The organism is Aliidiomarina sedimenti (assembly GCF_003986955.1).
In the GTDB taxonomy this organism is placed as follows: Bacteria; Pseudomonadota; Gammaproteobacteria; order Enterobacterales; family Alteromonadaceae; genus Aliidiomarina; species Aliidiomarina sedimenti.
On record NZ_PIPN01000006.1, the window covers coordinates 39,917 to 63,661 of the forward strand.

The following is a 23,745-nucleotide window of genomic DNA, read 5'->3' on the forward strand; positions in this document are numbered from 1 at the left end:
GTTGTTAGCTGCCAGAGCAGCGAATACTAAAAGTTATTAGTTGGTAGTAGTTATCAGTAGAAACGGCGCTGGCTAATCAAGTAACTGATAACCAGGCAGGGTTAGGAAGTCATCGAGTTGGTCTGCCACTGTCAGGCGGGCAAATAACTCTACAGCCGGGGCGAAATTCTCCGCCTCCCAGCGTGTTTCGCCGACCTCGTTGCGAACCACCTCGGCTTCCTCAGCCAGCATGCTTTCGAACAGTTCGCGCGTTACGGTGCGCCCGTCACTCAGCAGCTGGGCGTGAGTAATCCATTGCCAGATTGAGGTCCGCGAAATTTCCGCTGTCGCCGCATCTTCCATCAGACCGTATATAGGTACACAGCCTTTGCCTGAAATCCAGGCCGCAATGTATTGCACCGAGACCCGGATATTGGCCCGCATGCCCTGCTCAGTGCGTTCACCCTCACATGGCTGCAGCAGCAACGCCTGGTCAATGTCAGTGTCATTTTCGCGCAGCACCTGCAACTGGTTGTCGCTATCACCGAGGTAACGCTGATAGACCTCCTTCACCGTTGCTGCCAGACCGGGATGAGCGATCCAGGTGCCATCATGACCGTTGCCAAATTCCTGCTCTTTGTCCGCTTTGACTTTGGCCAGAATACGTTCGTTTTCGGCCTCGTCTTTGCTTGGAATAAAGGCCGCCATGCCTCCCATCGCCAGCGCTCCGCGCTTGTGACAAGTTTGAATCAACAACCGTGAGTAGGCATTCAGAAATGGTTTATCCATGCTGACGACCTGGCGGTCAGGCAATACTCGATCGGCATGAGCCCGCAAGGTTTTGATGTAACTGAAAATGTAATCCCAGCGGCCACAGTTGAGCGCGACAATGTGCTCTTTCAGTGCATGCAGGATCTCATGCATCTGGAACACAGCAGGCAGGGTTTCGATAAGCACCGTGGCACGAATGGTGCCGCGCTTAAGCTCGAAGTAGTCCTCAGTAAAGGTGAATACCTTTGACCACCAGGCAGCCTCGCGGCTGTGTTGAAGTTTCGGCAGGTAGAAATAAACGCCGCTGCCATTTGCCAGCCGCTGCTGATGGTTATGAAAGACATACATAGCAAAGTCGAGTAGTGCCCCAGGCAGCGGTTTACCCTGATGCAGAATATGTTTTTCAGGTAAATGCAGGCCACGCACACGGGCAATCAGCAACGCAGGGTTCTCGTTTAGCTGATAACGTTTGCCCTTGGCCGTGTCTTCAAAGCTGATTTCACCGCGGTTAGCGTCGCGCAGATTGAGCTGCCCGTCGATAAGGCCATCCCAGGTCGGCGACTGAGCATCCTCAAAGTCAGCCATAAACACATCCACATCCGCATTTAAGGCATTAATTACCATCTTGCGGTCGACAGGACCGGTGATCTCGAGGCGTCGTTTCTGCAAGTCGCGGGGGATCTCAGCCACTCGCCAGTCACTGTCCCGAATAGCCGCCGTCGCGGGGTCGAAGTCTGGTAACTCACCGTTGTCGTAGCGGGCTTGATCCGCTTCCCGCTGGGCAAGCAGCGCCGGTATCTCGCCGGCGAAATGCGTCGCCAGTTGGTTGAGGAATTCAACCGCGCTGGCGGTAAATATCTGCTCGCTGGCTGCTGTAGCTGGTTTGGTAAACTTCAGTTGTGTATCGCTCATAACTTCATCCAAGTTGTTACGTCGTTGTTAACCTGGATTGAGCATAGCGCTGAGATTTATATCAATGAAATTTATAGTTTATATGACAGCCATTTCTTCTGTGAATTTATAAACGTCATTCACCAGACTTATAGCGCGGAAAACGAAGCTGGCTGGGGTATGGAAAGATATCGGCAACTTCACCCTGCCGAATACTGCTTTGGAGCGACTGCCAATACTCTGCCTCAAGTAAGTCGGGATGCTGCTCGGTGAATATCGCCCGCAGCTTAGGTTTGGCAAATACATAGGTTGCCAGCTGCTGTGGAAACACATCGTGCGGGCCAACCGAAACTGATTCACTATCCATTAGCAGGTCCTGTTGATCTTTCGCTTTTGGCATGGCACGGAAGTTCATGCTCGTCAGGTACTGCACTTCGTCGTAATCATAAAACACCACCCGGCGCCCGCGGGTAACGCCAAAGTTTTTCAACAACATATCACCGGGAAAGATATTCGCCGCCAGCATATCTTTCAGTGCCCGCCCGTAATCATCAAGAATGGCGCGGGTTTCTTCCTCATCCGCATACTCAAGATAGATATTCAGCGGCGTCAGGCGTTTTTCAATATATAAATGACGAATGATCAGAGTGTCCCCTTCTATTTTCATCGACTCGCCAATACTCGACTCCAATTCTGCCAGCAGGTCAGCAGAGATCCGGTTAAGCGGCAATGCCACATCAGAATACTCGATGGTATCCGCCATCCGTCCAACCCGGTCATGGCGCTTAACCAACTGATAGCGCGCAACCACAGTGTCACGCCCGAACTCTTTGGTGCTGCCAAAGCGGTCACGGATAACTTTGAACACATAAGGGAAGGACGGCAAGGTAAACACCATCATCACCAGGCCTCGAATACCCGGCGCCGCTACCATCTGATCGTCACTGCGCTGCAGGTGAAGCAGCAGTTCGCGGTAAAACTCGGTTTTTCCCTGCTTGTGCAGGCCAATGGCGGAATACAAATCGGCTTTGCTTTTGCGTGGTAACAGGCTCTGTAAAAAGCGCACCAAGGCCGAAGGCGCCTGCGCCCGGACCATAAAATAAGCCCGTGCAAAACTGAAGATAACGCTCAAATGTTGCGGGTCTGTCAGTAAGGCGTCAACCAGCAGATGTCCGTCGTTGCCGCGAAGCACAGGCACAATGAACGGGTAAGAACGTTCGGTGGTGACAATCCGGCCAATCACATAGGCCGCTTTGTTGCGGTAAAAGGGGTGCTTAAGCACATCCAGGCGCAGCTGGTGTGCCTGCAGGTTATGTTGCCGCGTTTGCTCGCTGAAGGCCCGGCGTAATCGTTCGACATCCTCTTTCAGATCAGCAAAGGGCGCTGCAAAGCCAATGTCCTGAATAATTTGCAGCAGCGTCTCAGGCACCCCATGTTCGACCGGAAAATAGGAACGATACTCGGCCTCGACGGGCACCGGAATGCGCCCCTCAATCGTCGTTTCAACAAAGATAAACTGATTGTGAAAATAGCGGCGATGGAACAACTTACAAAACACTGAATTAAAAAAGGTTTCCGCTAATTCGGCCTGCGGATGAAAGCTCAACAGCCCGATATAGTCCTGTTTTACCTGTTGCCACAATTCGCTGTCAGGCGACCCGCTCGGCAACTGGGTGGTTAGTTCCCCGACACATTCAGCCACCCGTTCGTCATAATAAGAAATACGTTCACGCGACAGATGCTGTAAACCCAGCCAGTCCCCCTGCTGGAAACGCTGACCCGCATCATCAGTCAGTTCACCGAAGATCCGGTAGTGGCGTTGAAATCCTTGTAAAATCAAACGGGCAATGCGGTTTGCCTGAGCCATGTCAGCCTCTTTTTGTGATTGTTTTTTAGCGCTTGCTAAGGCACCCTATAATTCACTTTGCTTATGTAACTTAGCATTTAACATTAAAGAAGTTTATTGTATCTATGAACCAGTTTCGTCATATCGATCTCAATTTGCTGGTCTATCTGGACGCATTATTACGCGAGCGTAATGTGACCCGCGCGGCTGAGCAGCTCAACATTACTCAGCCAGCTATGAGCAACGGCTTGAAGCGGCTGCGCACGCTTCTTAATGACCCTATTCTGGTGCGCACCAGCGAAGGCATGATGCCCACTGAGCGAGCCCTGGAAATGCAGTCTCAGGTGCGGCAGATTCTATATAGTGTGGAAGAGGTTATTCAGCCGTCGCGCACCTTTGTCGCCGCGGAAAGTGAACGTGTGTTCCGCATTATGATTTCAGACTATGCCGCTTCTACCTTGATGGCGCCGCTGCTGGGTGCCTTACGTGAGCAGGCACCGCAGGTCACTATTGACCTGATGACACCCAGTGACGTCAGCTTTCACGACGTCGAAAACGGCAAGGTCGACATCGCCGTGAATCGCTTTGACGAGCTGCCGCAGTCATTCCATCAAAAGCTGTTATGGAAAGATGACTTCGCCTGTCTGCTACATAAAGAGCATCCACTGATCAACAACTACACCCTCGATGAGTACCTCAACGCACGCCACTCCTGGGTCAGTAAAACGGGTTTTGGGGTCGGCATCGGGATGGACCCGAACGACGTGCAGAAGCTGGGCTGGGTAGATGAAGCACTCAATCGCTTAGGCCATCAACGCCGGATCAAAGTGTTTACCCGTAACTACCATGTTGCCATGTATCTGGCCAAGGAAGGGCTCATCGCCACCCTGCCGCGCAAAGCGGCAATGCTGTACGAAGACAGTCCTGACCTGGTATTACGCGAACCACCCTTTGCTATCCCGGAAATTGAATTAAAAATGATCTGGAGCCCGCTGTTGCAACATGACGACGGCCATCGCTGGTTCCGCCAACTGGTCGCTGAAGTCGCCGCACGCTGCTAAGGGAGCCGTGGCTCCCCAGCATGTCCGCCAGACTTTTTATACCGTAAAGCGTGCTGCCAGCCCGCGCAGGCTATCCGCCACTCTGCCCAGCTCGGCACTGGCCTCTGTCATCTTCGCCGACCCTTCCGCTGAACGCGTCGACATATCATTGATGCCATTAATATTGGTCTGGATTTCCTGAGTCACACTAGCCAGTTCTTCAGAGGCGGTGGCAACCTGATCGTTAATATCCGTCATCTCACCCATCGAGCTACGAATAACATCCAGCGCCGTACTCGCCTGGGCTGATTTATCCAGGGTTTGCACCACCTGTGCCTGTGAACTGGTCATGACGTTCACTGCACTTTGGGTTTCCTGTTGCAGACCCTGAATAATGCTCTGAATATTAAGCGTCGAGTCCTGGGTTTTCTGCGCTAATGAACGCACTTCATCTGCCACCACAGCGAAGCCTCTGCCCTGTTCACCAGCACGGGCCGCTTCAATTGCCGCGTTGAGCGCAAGTAAGTTGGTTTGTTCTGCAATATTTTCGATCACTTCCAGGACTGTGCCAATTTCATGACTCTTCGCTTCGACGCCTTGCACCACACTGGCGGCGCGTTCGACTTCATCAGCAACCTGTTGAATCGCCTGAGCTGTTTCTTTAAAAGCCTGCTCGGCCTCGTCCGTACGGCTCTGCACCTGTTGGGTGGTTTCAAAGGCTTTTGCAGCGCTATCCGCGATTCCCTGAACCGTCGACACCACTTGTGAAATCGCGGTCACGGTTTGCTCAATCGCCTGCTCCTGCTCCTGAATCAAATCATTCGCATCGCCAGCAATAGCAGTGGTGTTATCTGCCGAGCGACTCAGCGAGCTGCTCGCCTCAGTGATCTCGGCCAGCAAGTCACGCAGTTTATCTGCCATCACCAGCATAGCGCGCAGCACGCCTCGCTCATCGCCTTGCGCCTCAACCCGTAAATCACCCTCTGCAATTTGCGTCGCAATTTCCTGCATCTGTGAAGGTTCACCGCCAAGTGGCCGCGTCACGGCATGGGTGACCCAAATGCCAAGTACAATAGCGAGAATAAAGGCAACCACCACGATGGTAAGAATAATCCAGAACGCCTGGTTCACCGTTTCGCGAGCATCCGTCGCGGCTGATGAGTTGAGCGAGTCCGCCGCACTCTCGACGTCATCGAGAGCAAAATTAACGGCATCAACTTCGTTCACCATATCGTCGAGCGACAGACGAACAGTTTCTGAAATTTGCAGTTGCTCTTCGTATAAATCGAACAGCAGTCCCTCGGCAAACGCCAGTCGCTGCCATTCCTCCAGCAATTCCTCCACCGAGACTGCCACAGCACGCAAGTCAGCATCGTCGCTCGCCATCACCGTTTCGAGTGGAAACTCGAAGATCATAAACACCTGTTCCAGTTCTTCGCGCAAGGGTCGTGCCGCCCGCACATGGGACTGACTCAGAAGGTCACGGGTCAGATACTGCACCTCCATCACCAGGCTTTGCAGGTTGACCGCGGCAGAGGTCAGCTCGACGTCTTGCAGCAGTTGCTCTGCCTGATACGAAATGTCCCCGAGCTCGCCTGTCAGAAACGCCGCCGTGCGGTCAAACTCATTTAAACGCCGCGCCACGTCGGCCTCAACCGCTATCAGCTCTTGTTGGTGAGCAAACACCACCATCGCTTCCTGTTCAAAGGCCTCACGTGCGGTCTGCGCATCTTCAAGCGATGCCTGCAGTGCCTCGTCAGTAACCAGCTCGCTAAGGCGCCGGTAGCTGGTAGCAAAAACCTCGCTGGCAATCTCAAAATCCTGTTGCAGTTCACCCAATTCGCTAATTGAGTGAGTGGTCAGCGCCCGCCCGACCAACGCGTTGGCTGAATACATCGCATTTTTTAGCTGAGCCGCCGTGGTTACTGTCGGTGTTGTGGTATCGCTGACATAGACCAGGTTTTGTTCTACGTCGTCCATAAAATGGAGACCCGCCAGACCCACCGCGGCGACCAGGATAGCGACCGCAATGAAGCCTGCTATGATCCGCGCTGAAATCTTTTTCATTAACTGTTGAAGTCCGTGCATGACATCCCCTGGTTTTTATTGTTTTTAGGTTTATTTTTTTGTTTGTAAGCGAGTCGCAATGCTGCGTTTTTTCCTACGCTACCCGCTGAACGTACTTTTTGTAAAGGCCAGTATATCGAATGCTTTTATCAGATGTTAGCGACAATTAGCTGAATAAAACCGCAAACAGACCGCCTTTTGCGCTGCATCAAGCGCACCACCCCTGCGCTATTTTTGTTGCACTGGCTGCACCATTGAGTATGCTAAACAAATGCCTACCCATCAGGAATTAATCAGTCGATGACCTTGCTTAATCATCTGGATGATAAGCTGCTCTATGTATCTCAGTCCGCTACTATCGACAGTGGCGATCTTGATGCTGCCGGCGAGTTACTGCTGAGCAGCCTGGCTGACGGGCTGCAAATCGAGAGGGTGAGCATTTGGTTTTTTAACCGCAAGGGCACTGCTCTCACCGTCAAACTGGCACTCCACCACGGTCAGTTTAGCCAGAAAGGAGCCTTTGAGATCACTCGCCAGGCGTTCCCCCGCTACTTTGCCGCGTTACACAGTGAACGCGCTATTATTGCTGACGATGCCCACCATCACCCGGCCACTCTGGAGTTCAGCGACGACTACCTGCAAGCGGAAGGGATAAGTTCAATGCTGGATGCCCCCATTCGTCACCGTGGTGAAATGGTCGGTATTGTCTGTGCTGAGCACACCGGTGACGGGCGCCAGTGGACCGCCCCCGAAGTGCGCTTTGTTGCCGCTCACGCCGACCTTTACGGGCGGGCCTTGTCTGCCTGCGAGCGCAACCTTTACGAGCGTCAGCTTATTCAACAGAATGCTGCCCTTGAACAGCAGGTGCAGGAACGCACCGCCAAGTTGCTGGAAGCGGAAAAAATGGCGGCACTGGGTAAACTGGTTGCGGGTGTGGCCCATGAGGTCAACACCCCTCTTGGCGTAGCGGTCACTGCTATTAGTCACTGTGAAGAAATGCGCGGTCGGCTGCAGCGGTCGTTCGATGACAAAGCACTCACCCACACCCAGCTCAATGACTACCTTAGCGAAACAGCCCAGGCATACGGCTTGCTAAGCAACAATTTGCGCCGGGCCAGTACCTTAGTGCAGAATTTTAAACGTACCGCAGTGGACCAGTCGCATTTTGAACTTTCGACCTTCTTACTTGGGCCCTATCTGCATACCATTGTGGCCAGTCTGCGCCCGTTATTAAAACGTTATGCACCTCAGGTGGTCATTGACTGCCCGAGTGATTTAGAAGTGACGACCTACCCTGGTGCGCTGGCGCAAATTTTCACCAACCTGATTACCAACACCTGTGAGCATGCGTTTGCAGAATCCGGCCAGCTTCGCTCACCGCGCATCGATATCCACTGTGAGCATGATGAACAGGTGCTTTACTGCATTTACCGGGATAATGGGAAAGGCATGTCCGGCAGTAACTTAGAACACGCCTTTGAGCCGTTTTTTACGACCAACCGCACCGGGGGTGGGTCTGGGCTCGGTCTGTCGATTGTGTTCAATCTGGTCCATCAGCAATTAGGAGGTGAACTGGCGTTAAGCAGCCAGCCCGGCCAGGGGCTCACCGTTAGCATGCAGTTGCCGCTCAATTACCGGCGCGTCGCCGGTGAAAAAGCATCACATTCAGCATGAGTTAGTTCTCGGGCGCACCCGTTTCTGTGTCTGCGTGCATGTCTACATCAGTGTTTACATCAACGCCTGCCATTCGATTAATCATCTTTAGTACTGCTTCAATTTGCAGGCCATCCAGGGTGGCGTAATCAGCACCGGTGTAACCCCACCAGTCCCAGCAACCTTGTGGATTCATTGGCTCCGTCGTAGACGGACGCACCTGCGGGTAAAGAATAACCAGACGGTTGCTGTCTGCCCATCGGTTGAGCCCTGACTCACGGGCAAAACGGTCGCCCACCGCGGCGCTATGCTGGTTGCAGCCATGGAAGCTAATATGCAGGCTGCACGCTTGCCCTTGCGCGCATTCCTCCGGGACGTACAAATAGCCTTCATCGGCCAGGCTGTCAGCAAAACGCCCGCCAGCCATTTGCTGGTCAAAGGTCACCAGTGCACGCTCGCCGGAACCCGGTTCATGTAAGTAGCCATATAAGGCTGCCAGTAACTCGCCAGCCGCATCGTAGTTGCAGTTACCAAGGTACGGGGATTCGCTGCCCGCACAATCGCCGCCACTGGTTAGCGTCGGCCACAAATGGCCGGTTTCAGCACGGGTTATCTGCTCGATATTCGCTGGCTCGACAAACTGCTGGTAGATGTCATGGGCGCGGTTGAAGATAGCATCGCCGACCGTGTTATCGCGCTCTCCGCGAAATAGCCAGACCTGATCCTGGCGTAAGTTTTCCAGTGGCTGGATCGTACGTTGCTCCGCACGCTGCCGAATAAGGGCCAGCAGTTGTTCGCTGTCCGGCGGGTTAGTCCCATTCCCCATACACTGACTTAACGCAGTCGCCAGACTGCCCTGAGCACAGTCATAGGGACCGCCCGCTACTAGTGCGGCGCCGCGCACCCGTTCGCTATGAGCAAAATGAAACTGCTGCGCCATATAGGCACCGGAGGACAAGCCGGAAACGGTTACCCGCAACGGGTCGATATTCAGCCGCGGCAAGCCTGATTCATCAACTTCAGAAGGCTCGTCCTGCCCGCTGCAGCCACTCAACACGACGCCACATAACAGCGCCACCAGGATAGATTTTTTCATCATGGCACCTCAGCCAAACGTACCGCTTTGCGCACGACGTCGCGTAATTCTTTGTCGTCCCACGGCTTGGTTAAGAACTTATAGATTTGTCCCTGATTAATCGCCGCCGTCACCGACTCCAGATCCATATAGCCAGACAACACAATGCGCACAATACCCGGGTACATTGACTTAACATGGTTAAGCAGTTCGGTGCCATTCATATGGCGCATCCGCTGATCAGAAATTATCACCTGCACCTGGTGCTGAGCCAGTAATTCAAATGCCTCATCAGCGGTTTCCGCCGTCAGTACGTGATACCCGTCACGGCGTAGCAGGCGGTTCAGTGAACGCAGCACATTTGGTTCATCATCAACCAGCAACAGGGTCGGCCGTATTTCATCGTCTTCCGGCTCTGTCAGCCCCTCATGCAATGCGAGAAACTGGGCGACGTCGTCCAGGGGCATCGGTCGAGCGCGGTAGTAACCCTGCATCTCATCGCACAACGCGCGACGTAAAAAGCTGTACTGCGCCTTGGTCTCGATGCCTTCAGCAACCACCTTCATATTAAGGTGATGCGCCATCGACACAATACCCTGAATGATCGCCGCGTCGCCTTTATTGTGCGCAAGGTCAGCAATAAAACTGCGGTCAATTTTAAGGGTGTCTATGGGCAGCCGTTTAAGGTAGTTCAGGCTTGAAAAGCCAGTGCCAAAATCATCCAATGACAGATGCACACCGAGCTCTTTCAGCGCCAGCATCTTGCGCACCGTCGTTTCGGGGTCTTTTAGCAGCACTGACTCGGTCACTTCAATATCAAGGTACTGTGCATCCAACTGACATTCGGTCAGCAGTTCAGCCAGGCGCTCGACAAAGTGTTCACGAAGAAAATGCAATGGGGAGATATTGACCGACACACTGGGCAGATCGGGGTCTGCTAAAACCAGCCGTTTAAAGTCCTCGGCCGCCCGGCGAATGACCCATTCGCTTAAGGATACGATTAAACCGGTCTTTTCTGCTACCGGAATAAATTCGTTGGGAGATACCTCCCCCAGCACCGGGTGAGTCCAGCGCGCCAGCGCTTCCACACCGGTACACTGGCCGCTGCGTAAATCAAACTTCGGCTGGTAGACCAGGCTAAACTGGTCAGTTTCGATCGCCTTCGAAAGTTGATTGCGAATATTAATAAACTGCGCCACTGAGGCGTTAAGGTCACCGCTGTACCACTGGAAGTTATTACGCCCACGTTGTTTCGCCTGGTACATCGCCAAATCTGCCTGCTGGATCAGGACCATTGGGTCTTCCACCTCGTCGGAGCTCAGGGTCACCCCGATAGACGCCGACAGCTGCACGTCCATGCCGCTGACGTTCATCGGTTCGGCTACCTGCGCCAGAATACGTTCGAGTATAATCACGACATCGGTGGCGTTCGCCAGGTCGGAGAGCACTATCGCAAACTCATCGCCTTCAACCCGTGCCAGGGTGTCCCCGGGTCGAATCAACGCTTGCAGCCGTTTCGCTACTTTCTGCAATAAACGGTCGCCGAAATGATGGCCAAAGTGGTCGTTGATCGGCTTGAAGCCATCCAGATCCAGGTACACCACCGCCAGTTCCCGTTTATAACGCTGACTCAGGCGTACGCTTTGCTCCAGACGTTCTTCCAGTAGCGCCCGGTTAGGCAGGCCAGTTAAAGGGTCATGGCTGGTATAATGATCCAGCTCTGCGCTTAAGTTCGCCTCGCGGGTCGCATCGCGAGACACCCCCATATAAAATACCAGCGCATCGTTCGCATCCAGCAAAGGCACCAGGGTTAATTCATTCCAGAACGCCTCGCCGTCTTTGCGGTAATTACGTAAAACCGCCTGCACCGACTGCCCGTTTTGCAAGGCTCGTCGAACCCGGGTGACCTCCTCGGTCGCAGTATCCGGCCCCTGCAGAAAACGGCAGTTTCTGCCCCGGACCTCGTCGCTGGTGTAACCGGTTAACGCCTCAAAAGCGGGATTGGTATAGACAATGGGCATGTCCGCTACCTTTGCGTCGGCGATAATGACACTCACCGGCATGGCGTCAAGCGCGCCTACCATACTGGCGATCGGCAACTGCGGACGTTGCGTCATGAGTCCTGGCTACCGCTCGTCTCAGCGGATTCAGAGGCTTCATCGTCCGGCGTCACATGCTCATCACTGGAGACATCGATATGCACCTGATAATGTTCACGCCGGGTACGCTCAAACACCATCAGCTTTTCAATCATGCCCGGTGTCAGTATGCTGCCAGCATTGAGCAATAAAAACCCACTGTCGGTCAGCAAGTTGCTCTTCACCAACATGCCTGCTTTTAATTGGTTCAGACGACAGGAAATAACACCATCCGGCAACGGTTCCAGATCCGGCGCTTTATCATGCACCAGCGCAATAAAACGCGCTGTCATATCCGGGTCATAAACACGGTCAGCAAAAATTCCCAGGTTCTCCAGTGCATCATCCCGGTTCATCAGCCGATCCAGGATCATGCCCCGTTGCAGCTCAATAAAATCTACTGCAAGCTTTAATAAACGTGACTCTTCAGGGATGTTGCGTCCTTCCAGCTGTCCCGGGAAGCCGCGGCCGTCCCAGCGCTCCTGATGATGCCGGATAATAATAGCGGCCCGCTGCAATGGCTCCAGCGACATCAATAAGCTTTCTCCCAGTTCCGGATAGGTCCGGAATTTGTCCCGGTCACGGCCCCGAAAGGTATCACTGGGCGTCATCAGGTGTTCGTCACTCCAGGTAACCTTCCCCAGATTATATAAGGCCGCCGCCATGGTCATATCGTTGATCCGGACGGCATCCCAACCAGCCTCTTCAGCATAGGCTTTAACCAGAGCGCTGACCTTACCATTGGTCTGGCGAGACTTCGGCAACCGCTGGTTAATCAATGCAGCGAAGACCTCAGTCGAATTCATATAACTCTTTTCCAGCTTTTTATACGCTTTGTCGCGTAACTGGATGGCTTTACGCAGCGCATTGGTGCGTTTAGTAACGCTCAGTTCCAGCTGCTGGTTAAGGTCACGTAGCTTGCGGTTACGTGCCTGGATCAACTTGGTCAACCGGCTCCGTTCGCGCTCCGCGTAGGCCAGACGGGCAGCCTGGCGCAGCACGCCGCGTACTTCGTTATCATCCCACGGCTTCTGAATAAAGCTATAGAGATGCCCCTGATTGATACTTTTGATCAGGCTTTCCATTTCCGGATAGCCCGTCAGCAGAATGCGGATACAGTGCGGCCAGCGCTTCTGCACCAGGGAGAGCAATTCGCTGCCATCCATTTCCGGCATTTTCGAATCGGACACCAGAATATCAATTTCTTCAGATTCCATCAGCGCCAGCGCGTCTTTGCCACTGCCGGCCGTACGGATCTGCATGCTTTCGTTGCGAAGCAGACGCTGCAGCGAACTCAACACATTGCTTTCATCATCTACTAATAAGACTCGAATCGTCGTTGTCGCCATGGTCTTTCCTGTTCCTTTCGTTTTCGGATTAAGCCTCGGTTGGGGCTTGTTGAATGCCAGCAACCGGTAATACCACGGTAAAACAAGTTCCCTGCCCTACTTCGCTGTCGACCCGAAGGGTTCCACCATGCTTTTTGACAATGTTATAGGTCAGAGCGAGACCCAGCCCGGTGCCTTCACCAACTGGTTTCGAGGTGTAAAAGGGCTCAAAAATGCGCGGCATTTGCTCATCACTAATACCGCTGCCATCATCGCGGATAGAGATTTCTACCGTATCACCTGCGACTGCTGTCTCCACATAAATATTGCCGAATTTTTCAATCGCCTGAGCTGCATTAACTAACAGGTTCATAAACACCTGATTAATTTGCCCCAGGTTGCAACATACATCAGGTATATCGGCTAACGCAGTATGAACTTCAGCTTTATACTTAAGCTCATTCCACGCCACGCTGATGGTGGTTTCAACGGCTTTATTAATATTCGCCGGCTGCATTTCACAGTCGTCCTGGCGCGAAAAGTCCTTGAGCGCGGTAATAATATGCTTTACCCGTTCAATGCCTTCTTCCGACTCTCGCAACAGCGCGCTGACATCGGTGCGAATAAAGTCGTAATCAAGGGTCTTTTTCAACCGCTTCAGTTCGTCTACAGAGTCAACATGGTCAATCGCCTCGATAATCTGGCGCAGGTCAGCGACGTATTCAGCCATGGTTTGCAGGTTCGAATAGACATAGCCAATCGGATTATTAATCTCATGGGCCACCCCTGCTGCCAGCTGCCCAATAGCCGCCATTTTCTCGGTCTGCACAAAGGTGCTGTTAACGTCTTCTAGTTTACGGATCAGTTCAGCCTGCTGTGATTGCCGGGCCAGTAACGACGCTTGCTCACGGGTCAGCGCCTGGGCCGACTCGCGAACCTCATTGCGCTGCGCAATCAGGCTGCGTTCCATATTAATCCGGGTTTCATAAGGCGTGAGGGTCAAGTGAATAACATCAGACTGTTGTTTAGCACTCAGCAGCAATGAAACCTGCTCGCCGCTTTGCTGCTGCAATCGCATGCTGTATTGTTCGGCGGGCTTTCCGCTATCCAGTGCAGGCTGCACCATATTGTGCCATGCCAGCCAGTTGGCTTTATTCATCAGGGTGCTGAATGACGCCCCGATAAGTTCGTCGTTGCGATACCCAAGCAGCGTCAGACACGCCTCATTGACCGCTACAATAGAGTTGCTGCTATCAATCACCAGATAAGGTGCTGGTACCTGTTCGACCCAGTTAAACTCAGCATCCATTAGTGTGCATCCTCTTGCTCTGCCTGTCGTTGCCCTTCCTGCAAAGGAACCCGAAGCAACAGGACGCCGCCAGCGAGAAAGAAACCAATCACCATCAGCAATGCTGACTGGCGGCTGAAGATATCAGCTACAATACCGAAACTTGCCGCCATTAACATCGCAAGCCGGTTAAACACGCCCCACCAGCCAAACGCACTGCCACCTAAGCGGGCTGAGGTTAACTGCCCCACCAGCGAGCGGCTGGAGGACTGAATCGCTCCAATTCCGGTGCCCGCCAATAAGGCCACGCCCATAAAGAGGTGGGCCACATCGATACCGGACCAGGCGACCAGCGTCGGCAACATATACATTGCCACAATGGCCACCAGCCAGATTGCAATCACCGCAAAAAGCGTAGGCCGGGCCCCTATTCTGTGTTCGACAAAACCAAACGCCAGCGCACCGCCCATCGCACTAAACTGAGTCGCCAGGAACACGCCGACCAGGTCCGCCTGGGTCAGACCCAGTTCACCAGTACTGTAGATACCAATAAACTTAATGACCGTTTGCACCCCGGCCATATAAAACACAAATGCCATAAAGAAGCGCCATAAAATAGGCTGGTTTTGGCGCAACAACTGAATATTCAGGCTCGATCGCCAACTCAGCCGCTGGTGCCTGGCCAGTACCGGCCGGCGACGGTCTTTAAGCAAAATAAAGGTAGGCAATGCAAAGAGGACAAAATAAACCGAAATCGCAAACATCGACCACTGGTTCTGACTAATATACAGCTCAGGTTGCTGCTCAGGGTTGGCCGTAACCAACACAATGGTCACCAAAACCATGCTGATTAAGCCACCAATGTAGCCCACACCCCAGCCGATCCCGGAAATCAGTCCCATTTGACTGCGCTTAGCAATATCAGGCAAAAACGAGGAAATAATGGCCTCGCCCAGCATCCAAGCGGTGTTGGTGACCAATATCAGCGCAACCCCTAACCAGACATCGCCAGGTGAAACCCAGATCAGGGCAGACGTGAAGGCAGCACAGACCAGGGTCGACCAGGCCAGCAGTCGTTTCTTGCTCGCCCCTTCGTCGATACGCTGACCGATCCAGGGTGACAGCAACATAGCCAGGATGGTCGATCCAATCAGCGCCATCGACCAGTAGCCATCCTGCCAGCGGTAGCTGTCCGGAACGATGTAAGTGACGAAAAACGCAGAGTAAATGAACGAAATTACAACCGTGGTGTAGGCTTGATTGGCAACGTCATACATCGCCCAAGCAAAAATCTCACGTTTCGGTGCCAGCGTTGCCATAGGGCTCCTGTGAACTCAGATTATGGGCGAGGTAGTGCCGCGTTTAAGATTTTCCGCAGCAACGTGACCACCTCCGCCGGATGACTTAACTGGGGATAATGCCCTTGCGCGTCCAGGGTGTAAAGCTCGCATTTCTGCATGGTGCCGACGAGGTAATCACTCACTGCGGGTGGCACAATCGCATCATCCGCCGCCTGCATTACACTCACCGGGCAGGCAAGTTCAGCGTATTCAGCACGATAGTCCGAGTACAGAATGGCACGGGCAAAGTTGAGCATAATATCGGGCCGCGCCTGCTGAAAACTGCGTACCAGGCGCTCGGCCAGCTCTGGTCGCTGCTCATTCTTCATCGCCGTGGCCGCCATTACATTGGCCCACTGAAAATAGTTTTCTTCCATCAGTTCCAGCAACGCATCAATGTCGCTGCGCTCAAAGCCCCCCTGATACGCGCCGTCATTTATATAACGGGGAGAAGGACTTACCATCAGTAAATGGCGGAAGGTTCCCGGTGCCGCCTGTTCAGCGAGAACGCCGATACTGCCACTTGCCGAGTGAGAAAGCAGGTAGGGCTGGTCCAGGTTCAGGCATTCAACCACATCAAGCAGGTCATCCGCGTAACCACGCAGTGTTTTATACTTCGCCTCGTTATACTGACTCAGATCAGACTCACCAGCACCGACGTAATCAAACAACACAAGACGGTAGTCCGCCGACAGCAGGGGCACCACTTTGTGCCAGATCCGCTGGTCACAGCCAAGCCCATGAGCAAGCACAATGGTCTGCGAGCCGGTTCCTAGTACAACCACATTATTGCGCCGCATAATGTTGCGTGAGCCACCTGTCACTGACAAACGGACCTCCTTAAGAATTATCTCAAATGTAGAGTTTGCAATGAGAGCGTTAACAATATGTTAACTAAGCGGAGAGTTCAACTTCGACAATGCGATTGTGGTTAATGACAATTCGCCAGCGCTGAATAACCACACTGCCGTCACCTTCAACGTCGCGCGCAACCAGGTTAAGAACATAGCGTTTCTCCACCTGGTCCTCGATAATCTCTTGATTATCCAGGCGAAATACAATGTGGGTACTCGGATTCATGACCCGCATAATGAGGTCGAGATCCAGAATAATGCTTTCCCGTGTCTGCGCATAACCACTGAGAAATCGGGTTGGCAGCATTTTTGAGTCATTGCGGTAGTGCAGAATCGACTCACCACGCTGCGGGGTATTGCCCTGGCGCGCGATGCGAATATCCTCCGGTAAATCGTCAAAACTCTGGTAGTCGATCCATTCCAGTGAACGTCCAATGGTCTGCTCGGAATTGACATCAAGATAGGTATGGCGCCATTTCGGTCGCCCTTTGCGCAACCACAGCCATAGTTTCTGGCGGATATCATCACGGAAAAATTCGCGCACCCCATACAAAAATGCGGCGATAACCAAAAACATCGCGGTGATATCTCCCACCAACAAACGGCTTTCCAGCAGCAGAAATGAAACAAAGGTCATCACCACCGCCGCCACCGCAGCTTTCAGCCAGCGCTGCTCGCCGACACCTAGCTCCTGGGTACGGCGTTTAAAGGTAACCGGATACTCTATCAGGCGGCGCAGCAGACGCATCTTATTCGACATCCGGGTGGAGTCATCATTGACCGCTTTGCTGTTGTATTCCTGCTCTTCACGGTGCTTATGTTCGCGCCGTGCGACTTTGATCAGCAAGTCTTTTAAATCCTGCTGATCGTCGGCAAAAGGCATCCGTGCAGCGAGCAACAGAAACTGCTGTTCGGTCTGCCACGACAGGTAGTTATCGATGTTTACATGGTAGCGTGAGAGCGACTCGTCTTTTGGCACATTGCGCCGCAAGCGGCGTAAAATAGTAGCGCTCAGTTCGAGCAACTCACCTATTTCATCCCGCTTCACCTCGCTGTTGGCCAGCAATGCCCGCGCCGCACTTTCCAGCGCATTGGTATACTGGTACGCATAAAGGCTGACACTGAGACGGTATTTGGGGTCGGCGCGGTCCTGCTGACCACGGCTGCGGCTAATTAGCCGGCTTTGCACCAAAGGCGAGAGCTGCGCGCTACTGGAATAGGTACGGCGCACATAAATACCCTGCAGGTAAAATTCCTGCTCAGGAATCAGCTGCGAATCAACGTTTAATTCACCCGGAATAAACAGGTACAGATCGAGCCGGTGTTCAGCCTTGTCACCCAGCTCGCGGGTCAGTCTTACACTCTGTTCGTCGTAACGTGCGAGGTGAATCACAGATTCAGGCTACTCCCTTAGTGGTTAGATGAATCGGACGTGCTGTCCTTGTCATGTGCGTGTAAAAAGTTCTCAACTGACTGACCTGTCAGCTTTTTCATTTGGTAAAACAAATAAAATATAGCAGCAAACATAACCAGCATGGTGGGTAACGCAATGACCGGGAAACTCAGCGCGGTCATCCGCCCAAGTTCCTCGTTAAAGGCAGTGGTGCCAGCCGGGCTTACTACAATCCAGCGCGCCAGAATATAATTGAGAGTCGCTGAAAGAAAAAACGCGCCCGCGACCAGGTAGGTTGACACACGCAGCACCCGTTCAAATGCAGGTCGGTTACCCCGTTCATCGACAGCCTGTTCAAAACGCGCCACATTGATTACCTGGTCATTCATCAGTAACTTTTTAATCAATGGGAAACGGGTAAAGTGACTGACCAACACCGCCACCCCGATTACGCCCGGCACCGCCGCTTCTTTAATCGCGATATATTGTGGATCAAGCTCCAGTAGGCTGATCCCGCCGGTTAAAATAACACTGACCACACCGAGCACCGAAAAACCATTCACTTTGTGGCTGCGCTTCAGGTCATACAAGCCATAGCCAATCGGAAACGCCAGTGCCACCACCACACCCAGTGCCGGCCCCAGATACTCGGGTGAACTGAGCTTCATCAGGATAATGACTGGAATGAGAATATTAAACAGCAGGTTAGAAAAGAAGCCAGCCTGCCTGGGCTGAGTCTGTGTCATGAACAAATAGGCCTGTGGTTAGGTCGTCGGTTAGGTCCGCATAGTAGCTCCCAGTATATGCCTACAGCCCTCAATAAAAAAGGCCTGCCGTCATATAACGGCAGGCCTTGCAGGCTGTTTACACAGTTTTTTGTTTAAACTTTAAAATTGCCAACCAGTTCACTCAGATTAACCGCCAAACGGGCCAGTTCCTGACTCGATGCGGACGTCTGGTTCGCACCTGATGCAGTCTGGCTCGACAGGTCCTGAATTGCGACCAGGTTCTTATCGACATCTTTCGCCACCTGAGCCTGCTCTTCGGCCGCACTGGCAATTGAGGCATTACGTTCAGAGATCTGCGAGACCGCTACCGCAATCGTTTGCAGTGCTTCGCCTGCCGCTTTCGCCACGTCCTGGGTGTGGGTTGCCTGCTCAGTACTGACTTGCATCCCTTTTACTGCATCCCCACTGGATTTCTGTACCGCAGAGACCATGGTCTCGATTTCCTTGGTCGATTCCTGAGTACGATGCGCCAGCGCGCGTACTTCATCGGCGACGACCGCAAAACCACGACCAGACTCACCGGCGCGGGCAGCTTCAATAGCGGCATTCAGTGCCAGCAGATTGGTCTGCTCAGCAATACCACCGATGACATCCAACACTGAGGTAATATCTTTTACCTTGCTGGCCAGGGTTTCTATGTCCGCCGAGGATGCTTTCAGTTCAGCAACCAGGTTTTCGATATTGGACACCGTGGTATTAACCTGCTCGCGACCAAACTGAGCGCGCTCGTCAGCATTAATAGACTCTTCGGCGGCTGCCTGTGCATTGCGTGCCACTTCTTCAACCGCTGCGGTTAACTCATTAACCGCCGTCGCCGCTTGTTCAAGCTGTTCGCTTTGTTGATGCAAGCCACGGGTCGAGTCCTCGGTTACTGAGTTCAGTTCTTCAGAGGTCGACGCCAGTTGCTGCGATGAATCTGCAATCAGTGATATTGAATCACGCAGACTGCTTTGCATCCGCTGCAAGGCGTCCGTCAGCTGAGTCGCTTCATCGTTTCCATCGCTGTCAATATGCCGGGTCAGGTCACCGTCAGCAATGGTCTGTGCGTGACTTACTGCGTCACGCAGAGGACGTACAATACTGCGAGTGAAGATGGTCGCCAGAATCGCCACCAGAGCAATCGCAGCTACAATCAGTACCACCACTAATATCTGCACTCGCTGCGCGATACTGCTCGCTTCGTCGTCGGCGGTATCGACTAGATTCTGCTGCCAATCCACCATGGTTTCGAGCTGAGTACGCATCTCAGCCACAATCGGATCCAGCTGCTGGTTGCGGGCGCGGACCCCCGGCCCCACTCCCTGATCCCGGGCAATGTTGATAACCTCGACATTGGCTTGCCAGTAACTTTGTTCCAGGTCCTCATAATCCTGCAACAATGCCCGGCCACCTTCAGTTGTCATATAGGTACGTAGTGTCTGCTTAAAGTCGTCCTGTATCTGACGGGATTGTTGCAGCTCCTGCATATACTGACGACGAAAATCCTCGGTCGTTGCAGCGATGGCATTCATGGTGTGCACACGAGTACGCAAAAATTCACGGTTTATATCCTGCACCTGCATCATCGCGGGTACAGCGACTTCGGTAATATCCTCTTTTTCTTTTTCCATCTGTGATTGCCCCACCAGGGCCACAACCCCAAGCACAATCACCAAAAGCCCCATCACTGCAAAAAACAGTGCAGAGCGCACCCCAATATTTATAGTTCGTATCATTTAAATTTCCTTGTGGGCATTCATCCTATACCCGTTGTGTCCTAACTAAGCTGGCAAAGGCTTCCTGTGCCAGCGGCTTGCTAAAATAGAAGCCTTGGAATGCACGGCAATTCCGGCGCAGTAAAGCCTGTTGTTGTTGTTCGCTTTCCACGCCTTCGGCAATCACCTGCATACGCAGCTTATCGGCCAGGCCGATAATAGCTTCAATGATTATCCACTCGCGTGAGCTATCTCCCTGGTTCGCCTTGCTAATAAAACTCTGATCAATTTTCACTTCGTCAAAAGGTAAGGTCGCTAAGTACGACAATGAGGAATACCCGGTACCGAAATCGTCCATCGAAAAGCGGACCCCATGCGCTTTTAATGCGAGCATGCGTTTAACCGCTTCCTCAATATCTTCAAGGATCAGACTTTCGGTTAATTCGAGAACCAGATGGTTTGCAACCGGGCCAATTGTAGCCACTTGCTGTAACACCGACTCGACAAAATCCGGCTGATAGAACTGGCGAGCGCTGACATTGACTGACAGTGTCAGCTCTGCCAGGTCAGCCGACTGTTGCCACTGAGTCAGCAGCTGACACGCCTGCGCAATCACCCACTGGCCAATCGGCACGATCAAACCGGTTTCTTCAGCCAGAGGAATAAACTCGCCCGGCGAAATTGGCCCAAAATCAGGGTGTGCCAGCGTAACAACGCCTCGGCCCCTGCAATCTTATTAGTGGCGTTAACCTGTGGCTGCAAATGCAGACTCAGTTGGTCATCCGGATGATTAACTAAACTGCGTAACGCCTGTTCCAGTTGATAACGGTGTGCTAAGCCTGATTGCATAGCAGGGTCGAATAAGCGCCACTGGTTGCCCCCTGCACTTTTCGCTTCATGCATTGCAATATCGGCGCGTTTTAGTATCTCGGCCGCATCAACCTTGTGATGGCGGAACATGCAGATACCCATGCTTAACGCACATGCAAAACGATGCCCCTCAAGATCAAACTCACCATTCAGGGTCGTCAGCAGCTCAGTCGCGAGCTGCTTTGCGTGCGGTACACAAGCCTGATAGCTGTCTGCCAGTTTAGCCTCGACCACCACAAATTCGTCACTACTAAGGCGCCCGACCAGGGCACTTTCACTCGACGCTTTTTTCAACCTGGCGCCGATCTGGCGCAACAAGCTATCACCGGCACTATGGCCTTGCGAGTCATTGAGCCGCTTAAAGCTGTCCACATCGATAAAAATAACAACCCCACACCAGCCTTCGCGCTGGGCGTCGGCCATTTTTTGCTCGAGCTGGCGGTAGATAAGCCGGCGGTTTGGCAACTCAGTCAGGGCATCGTAGAACGCCAGCTGGTAGACCATCTCGTCATGCTTTTTACGCTCGGTAATGTCGGTTATCACGCCACTCCAGATAACGGCCCCGTCTGCGTCAGGCAAGGGTGCTGCGCTGCCCAGTAGCCAGCGTTCAGCGCCGTCAGTGCGGCGGATAACCCGATACTCCGATTGCCAGGGCTGCATGGTCCGCGCTGATTCTTCGATCCCCTGGTAAACCAACGGCAGGTCATCGGGATGTATGATCTGTTCCAGTATCAGTGCATCGTCACGTATCTCCTCCGGAGTCACACCATAGATATCGCGTACGGCATCGCTGGTGTACGGGAAGCTCATCTGACCGCTGGCATCTAACCTGAACTCGTAGACCATACCGGGTACCCGTTCGGCAATGGTGCGGAAGCGGTCTTCCAAAGCTCTCGCTTCGGCTTCGGCGGCTTTCTGACCCAGTTCGACATGCAGTAAACGAAAACGCATTACCACCGCCAGAGATGAAATCAGCACAATAAACACCGCTGCTGCCACCGCGATGGTAACCAGCGCGCTATTGTCGAGCATGGCTACAGCAGGCCGCTGGTAGGCCTCACTTAACGGCATAAAGACCGTCGCGTGCATGGCTACATAATGCATACTGGTGATCGCCAGACCCATAAAAACAGAGGCCAGCAGGTTTAACAGCAACGGGTGCTTAAGCACCGACGACAGCAGTGGGCGCACTGACAATGACAGCGTCGCAAGGACAATGGCAATCAAAATAGACAACACAAACATAAGCGGCTGGTACAGGCGCTCGGCAGGCAATATCATCGCGCTCATGCCGATATAATGCATCAGCCCAATGCCCGCCCCCATCAGCACCCCGCCGACCAGCACATCGCGGATCTGCAGTGTCGGTTTACTAATCACGGTTAACGTAACGTAACCCGCCAGTACTGCTGGCACCACTGACAGCGCGGTGCGTCCGGTATGGTAGTTAACATCCATCGGCAATTGATAAGACAGCATGCCGGTAAAATGCATGGCCCAGACCCCGGAGCCCAATGCCACCGCACCAAGCAAAGTCCAGGACACACGACTATTGGTCAGCTCACGGCGACGGATTAGCTGAACGTGATTAAAACTGGCAAAGGAGGCCAGCATCGCAATCAGGATAGAGAATGCAACCAGCCAGGTGGCATGCTCGCCCGCGTAGGCCTGGGTTAAATCGGTCTGAGCCTGGGTAAAGGTAACAACCTGCACGCATAGTCCTTAGGTTAATTTGTCGCGAAGCCCTCGTAAGCATACTAGAAGAATAATATAAAAAGGCCCTGAAACTTCGCCAGTGTACCTTCTGCGCCGCAGTGCACACAAATAACCTCAGCAGTGGCAGAGTCCCCCGCGATGTACTATCTATTCAGGTAGAACGCTATGCAGTACCGCAGGCCGCTTAACCGAGGCTTATTTTTTAACTGAACAATCAAAACAGATTGTTACCGGCACTAGCTTATGCAAAAAACATCGTTTCGTAGCGCTAAAATATCCCCGGCCAAACTGGCGCGCTGGCAGCTAGTGGTGGGGTTAATTGCCGTTGTAGCGATAATTGCTCTGGCATTCAATGTTTCCAGCCAGCAATGGCAGGTTCTACTGCAGAGCCTGCTTACTGACCAGGGTTGGGCGGCCAGCCTGACCCTGATCGGGATCTATAGTCTGGCCGTTATCGTTTTGCTGCCGCTGTCACCCTTTGCGGTCACTGCAGGTCTACTGTTTGGTTTCTGGCAAGGCGCGCTAATCGCACTTATCGCCTTAAATACCGGCGCTTTACTCAGTTTCTTAATCAGCCGTCATTTGTTAGGCCATTCGCTACGTCATTTGCTACGCCGCGGTAGCTCCAGCACTTCATTCCGGGCGGGCTCCATGCGCCTTCTCACCAGTAACAACATCAGGGTTATCACCTTACTACGCATGAACCCCCTGGTGCCCTTCAACCTGCACAATTACCTGTACGGCGCCGCCACCACCGACCTACGGCGTTATGTGTGGGGAACCTTGTTCGGTAGCGCCCCTTTTACCCTGGTCATGGTGTACTTCGGAGTGACAGGGCGTGTTATCTACAGCGCCGGAGCCTCTTTCGGGCCCTGGCAATACACCATGGTCGGGCTGGGGATCGTCTTATTACTTGTTTTGCTGGCGTTAACCAAATATGCCAGCTCAGCCAGCCATTTAAGTGACTCTGATGATTCAAAGGACTCCCGTGATTTGGGCGACTAAGGAACAGCA

General features: G+C 53.1%; 17 protein-coding genes. 3 read left to right on the forward strand and 14 right to left on the reverse strand.

Features of this window, described 5'->3' with window-relative positions:
- Window positions 1-72: 72 nt before the first annotated feature.
- Both aceB and aceK read right to left on the reverse strand, forming a co-directional pair.
- Complete coding sequence (aceB, locus tag CWE12_RS12375; RefSeq protein WP_126790027.1) at window positions 73-1,662, reverse strand: malate synthase A; 1,590 nt, start codon at window positions 1,660-1,662, stop codon at window positions 73-75.
- Between the two features lie 115 nt (window positions 1,663-1,777).
- Entirely contained in the window at window positions 1,778-3,508 is a 1,731-nt protein-coding gene (gene aceK / locus CWE12_RS12380) for a bifunctional isocitrate dehydrogenase kinase/phosphatase (protein WP_126790028.1), read from the reverse strand.
- 104 nt (window positions 3,509-3,612) lie between these two features.
- On the opposite strand from aceK, the gene CWE12_RS12385 reads away from it, so the two are divergent.
- On the forward strand, window positions 3,613-4,548 hold the full coding sequence (locus CWE12_RS12385) for a LysR family transcriptional regulator (RefSeq protein ID WP_126790029.1): 936 nt from the start codon (window positions 3,613-3,615) through the stop codon (window positions 4,546-4,548).
- 36 nt (window positions 4,549-4,584) lie between these two features.
- Here CWE12_RS12385 and CWE12_RS12390 read toward each other — a convergent pair whose 3' ends face one another.
- The gene (locus tag CWE12_RS12390; RefSeq protein ID WP_126790030.1) at window positions 4,585-6,615 is read right to left on the reverse strand and encodes a methyl-accepting chemotaxis protein; all 2,031 of its coding nucleotides are present in this window, start codon (window positions 6,613-6,615) and stop codon (window positions 4,585-4,587) included.
- Between the two features lie 279 nt (window positions 6,616-6,894).
- Here CWE12_RS12390 and CWE12_RS12395 point away from each other — a divergent pair, with 279 nt between their 5' ends.
- A complete protein-coding gene (locus CWE12_RS12395) occupies window positions 6,895-8,268 on the forward strand; it encodes a sensor histidine kinase (RefSeq protein ID WP_126790031.1) in 1,374 nt (457 codons plus the stop codon).
- A gap of 1 nt (window position 8,269) precedes the next feature.
- Here CWE12_RS12395 and CWE12_RS12400 read toward each other — a convergent pair whose 3' ends face one another.
- The 11 genes from CWE12_RS12400 to CWE12_RS12450 form a co-directional block, all read right to left on the reverse strand.
- Window positions 8,270-9,343: an extracellular catalytic domain type 2 short-chain-length polyhydroxyalkanoate depolymerase gene (locus tag CWE12_RS12400; protein WP_198675755.1), complete on the reverse strand. Its 1,074-nt coding sequence runs from the start codon at window positions 9,341-9,343 to the stop codon at window positions 8,270-8,272.
- Complete coding sequence (locus tag CWE12_RS12405; RefSeq protein ID WP_126790033.1) at window positions 9,343-11,439, reverse strand: EAL domain-containing protein; 2,097 nt, start codon at window positions 11,437-11,439, stop codon at window positions 9,343-9,345. The genes CWE12_RS12400 and CWE12_RS12405 overlap by 1 nt, the downstream gene beginning before the upstream one ends.
- Window positions 11,436-12,809, reverse strand: a complete 1,374-nt coding sequence (gene nosR / locus CWE12_RS12410; RefSeq protein ID WP_126790034.1) for a response regulator c-di-GMP phosphodiesterase, NosR family — start codon at window positions 12,807-12,809, stop codon at window positions 11,436-11,438. Before nosR ends, CWE12_RS12405 begins: the two co-directional genes overlap by 4 nt.
- Before the next feature lie 28 nt (window positions 12,810-12,837).
- Window positions 12,838-14,097, reverse strand: a complete 1,260-nt coding sequence (locus tag CWE12_RS12415) for a sensor histidine kinase (protein WP_126790035.1) — start codon at window positions 14,095-14,097, stop codon at window positions 12,838-12,840.
- Entirely contained in the window at window positions 14,097-15,395 is a 1,299-nt protein-coding gene (locus CWE12_RS12420; protein WP_126790036.1) for an MFS transporter, read from the reverse strand. Before CWE12_RS12420 ends, CWE12_RS12415 begins: the two co-directional genes overlap by 1 nt.
- A 20-nt stretch (window positions 15,396-15,415) precedes the next feature.
- A complete protein-coding gene (locus CWE12_RS12425; RefSeq protein WP_241984210.1) occupies window positions 15,416-16,240 on the reverse strand; it encodes an alpha/beta fold hydrolase in 825 nt (274 codons plus the stop codon).
- Window positions 16,241-16,310: 70 nt separating this feature from the next.
- On the reverse strand, window positions 16,311-17,663 hold the full coding sequence (locus CWE12_RS12430; RefSeq protein WP_126790038.1) for a hypothetical protein: 1,353 nt from the start codon (window positions 17,661-17,663) through the stop codon (window positions 16,311-16,313).
- A 17-nt stretch (window positions 17,664-17,680) separates the two neighbouring features.
- Complete coding sequence (locus tag CWE12_RS12435; protein WP_126790039.1) at window positions 17,681-18,409, reverse strand: VC0807 family protein; 729 nt, start codon at window positions 18,407-18,409, stop codon at window positions 17,681-17,683.
- A 134-nt stretch (window positions 18,410-18,543) separates the two neighbouring features.
- Window positions 18,544-20,166: a methyl-accepting chemotaxis protein gene (locus CWE12_RS12440; RefSeq protein ID WP_198675756.1), complete on the reverse strand. Its 1,623-nt coding sequence runs from the start codon at window positions 20,164-20,166 to the stop codon at window positions 18,544-18,546.
- A 25-nt stretch (window positions 20,167-20,191) separates the two neighbouring features.
- On the reverse strand, window positions 20,192-20,851 hold the full coding sequence (locus CWE12_RS12445; RefSeq protein WP_126790040.1) for an EAL domain-containing protein: 660 nt from the start codon (window positions 20,849-20,851) through the stop codon (window positions 20,192-20,194).
- Window positions 20,782-22,728 carry a sensor domain-containing diguanylate cyclase gene (locus CWE12_RS12450; protein WP_126790041.1) on the reverse strand — a complete coding sequence of 649 codons (1,947 nt, stop codon included), beginning with the start codon at window positions 22,726-22,728 and terminating at the stop codon, window positions 20,782-20,784. Before CWE12_RS12450 ends, CWE12_RS12445 begins: the two co-directional genes overlap by 70 nt.
- A gap of 246 nt (window positions 22,729-22,974) precedes the next feature.
- On the opposite strand from CWE12_RS12450, the gene CWE12_RS12455 reads away from it, so the two are divergent.
- The gene (locus CWE12_RS12455; RefSeq protein WP_126790042.1) at window positions 22,975-23,736 is read left to right on the forward strand and encodes a TVP38/TMEM64 family protein; all 762 of its coding nucleotides are present in this window, start codon (window positions 22,975-22,977) and stop codon (window positions 23,734-23,736) included.
- Window positions 23,737-23,745 lie beyond the last annotated feature (9 nt).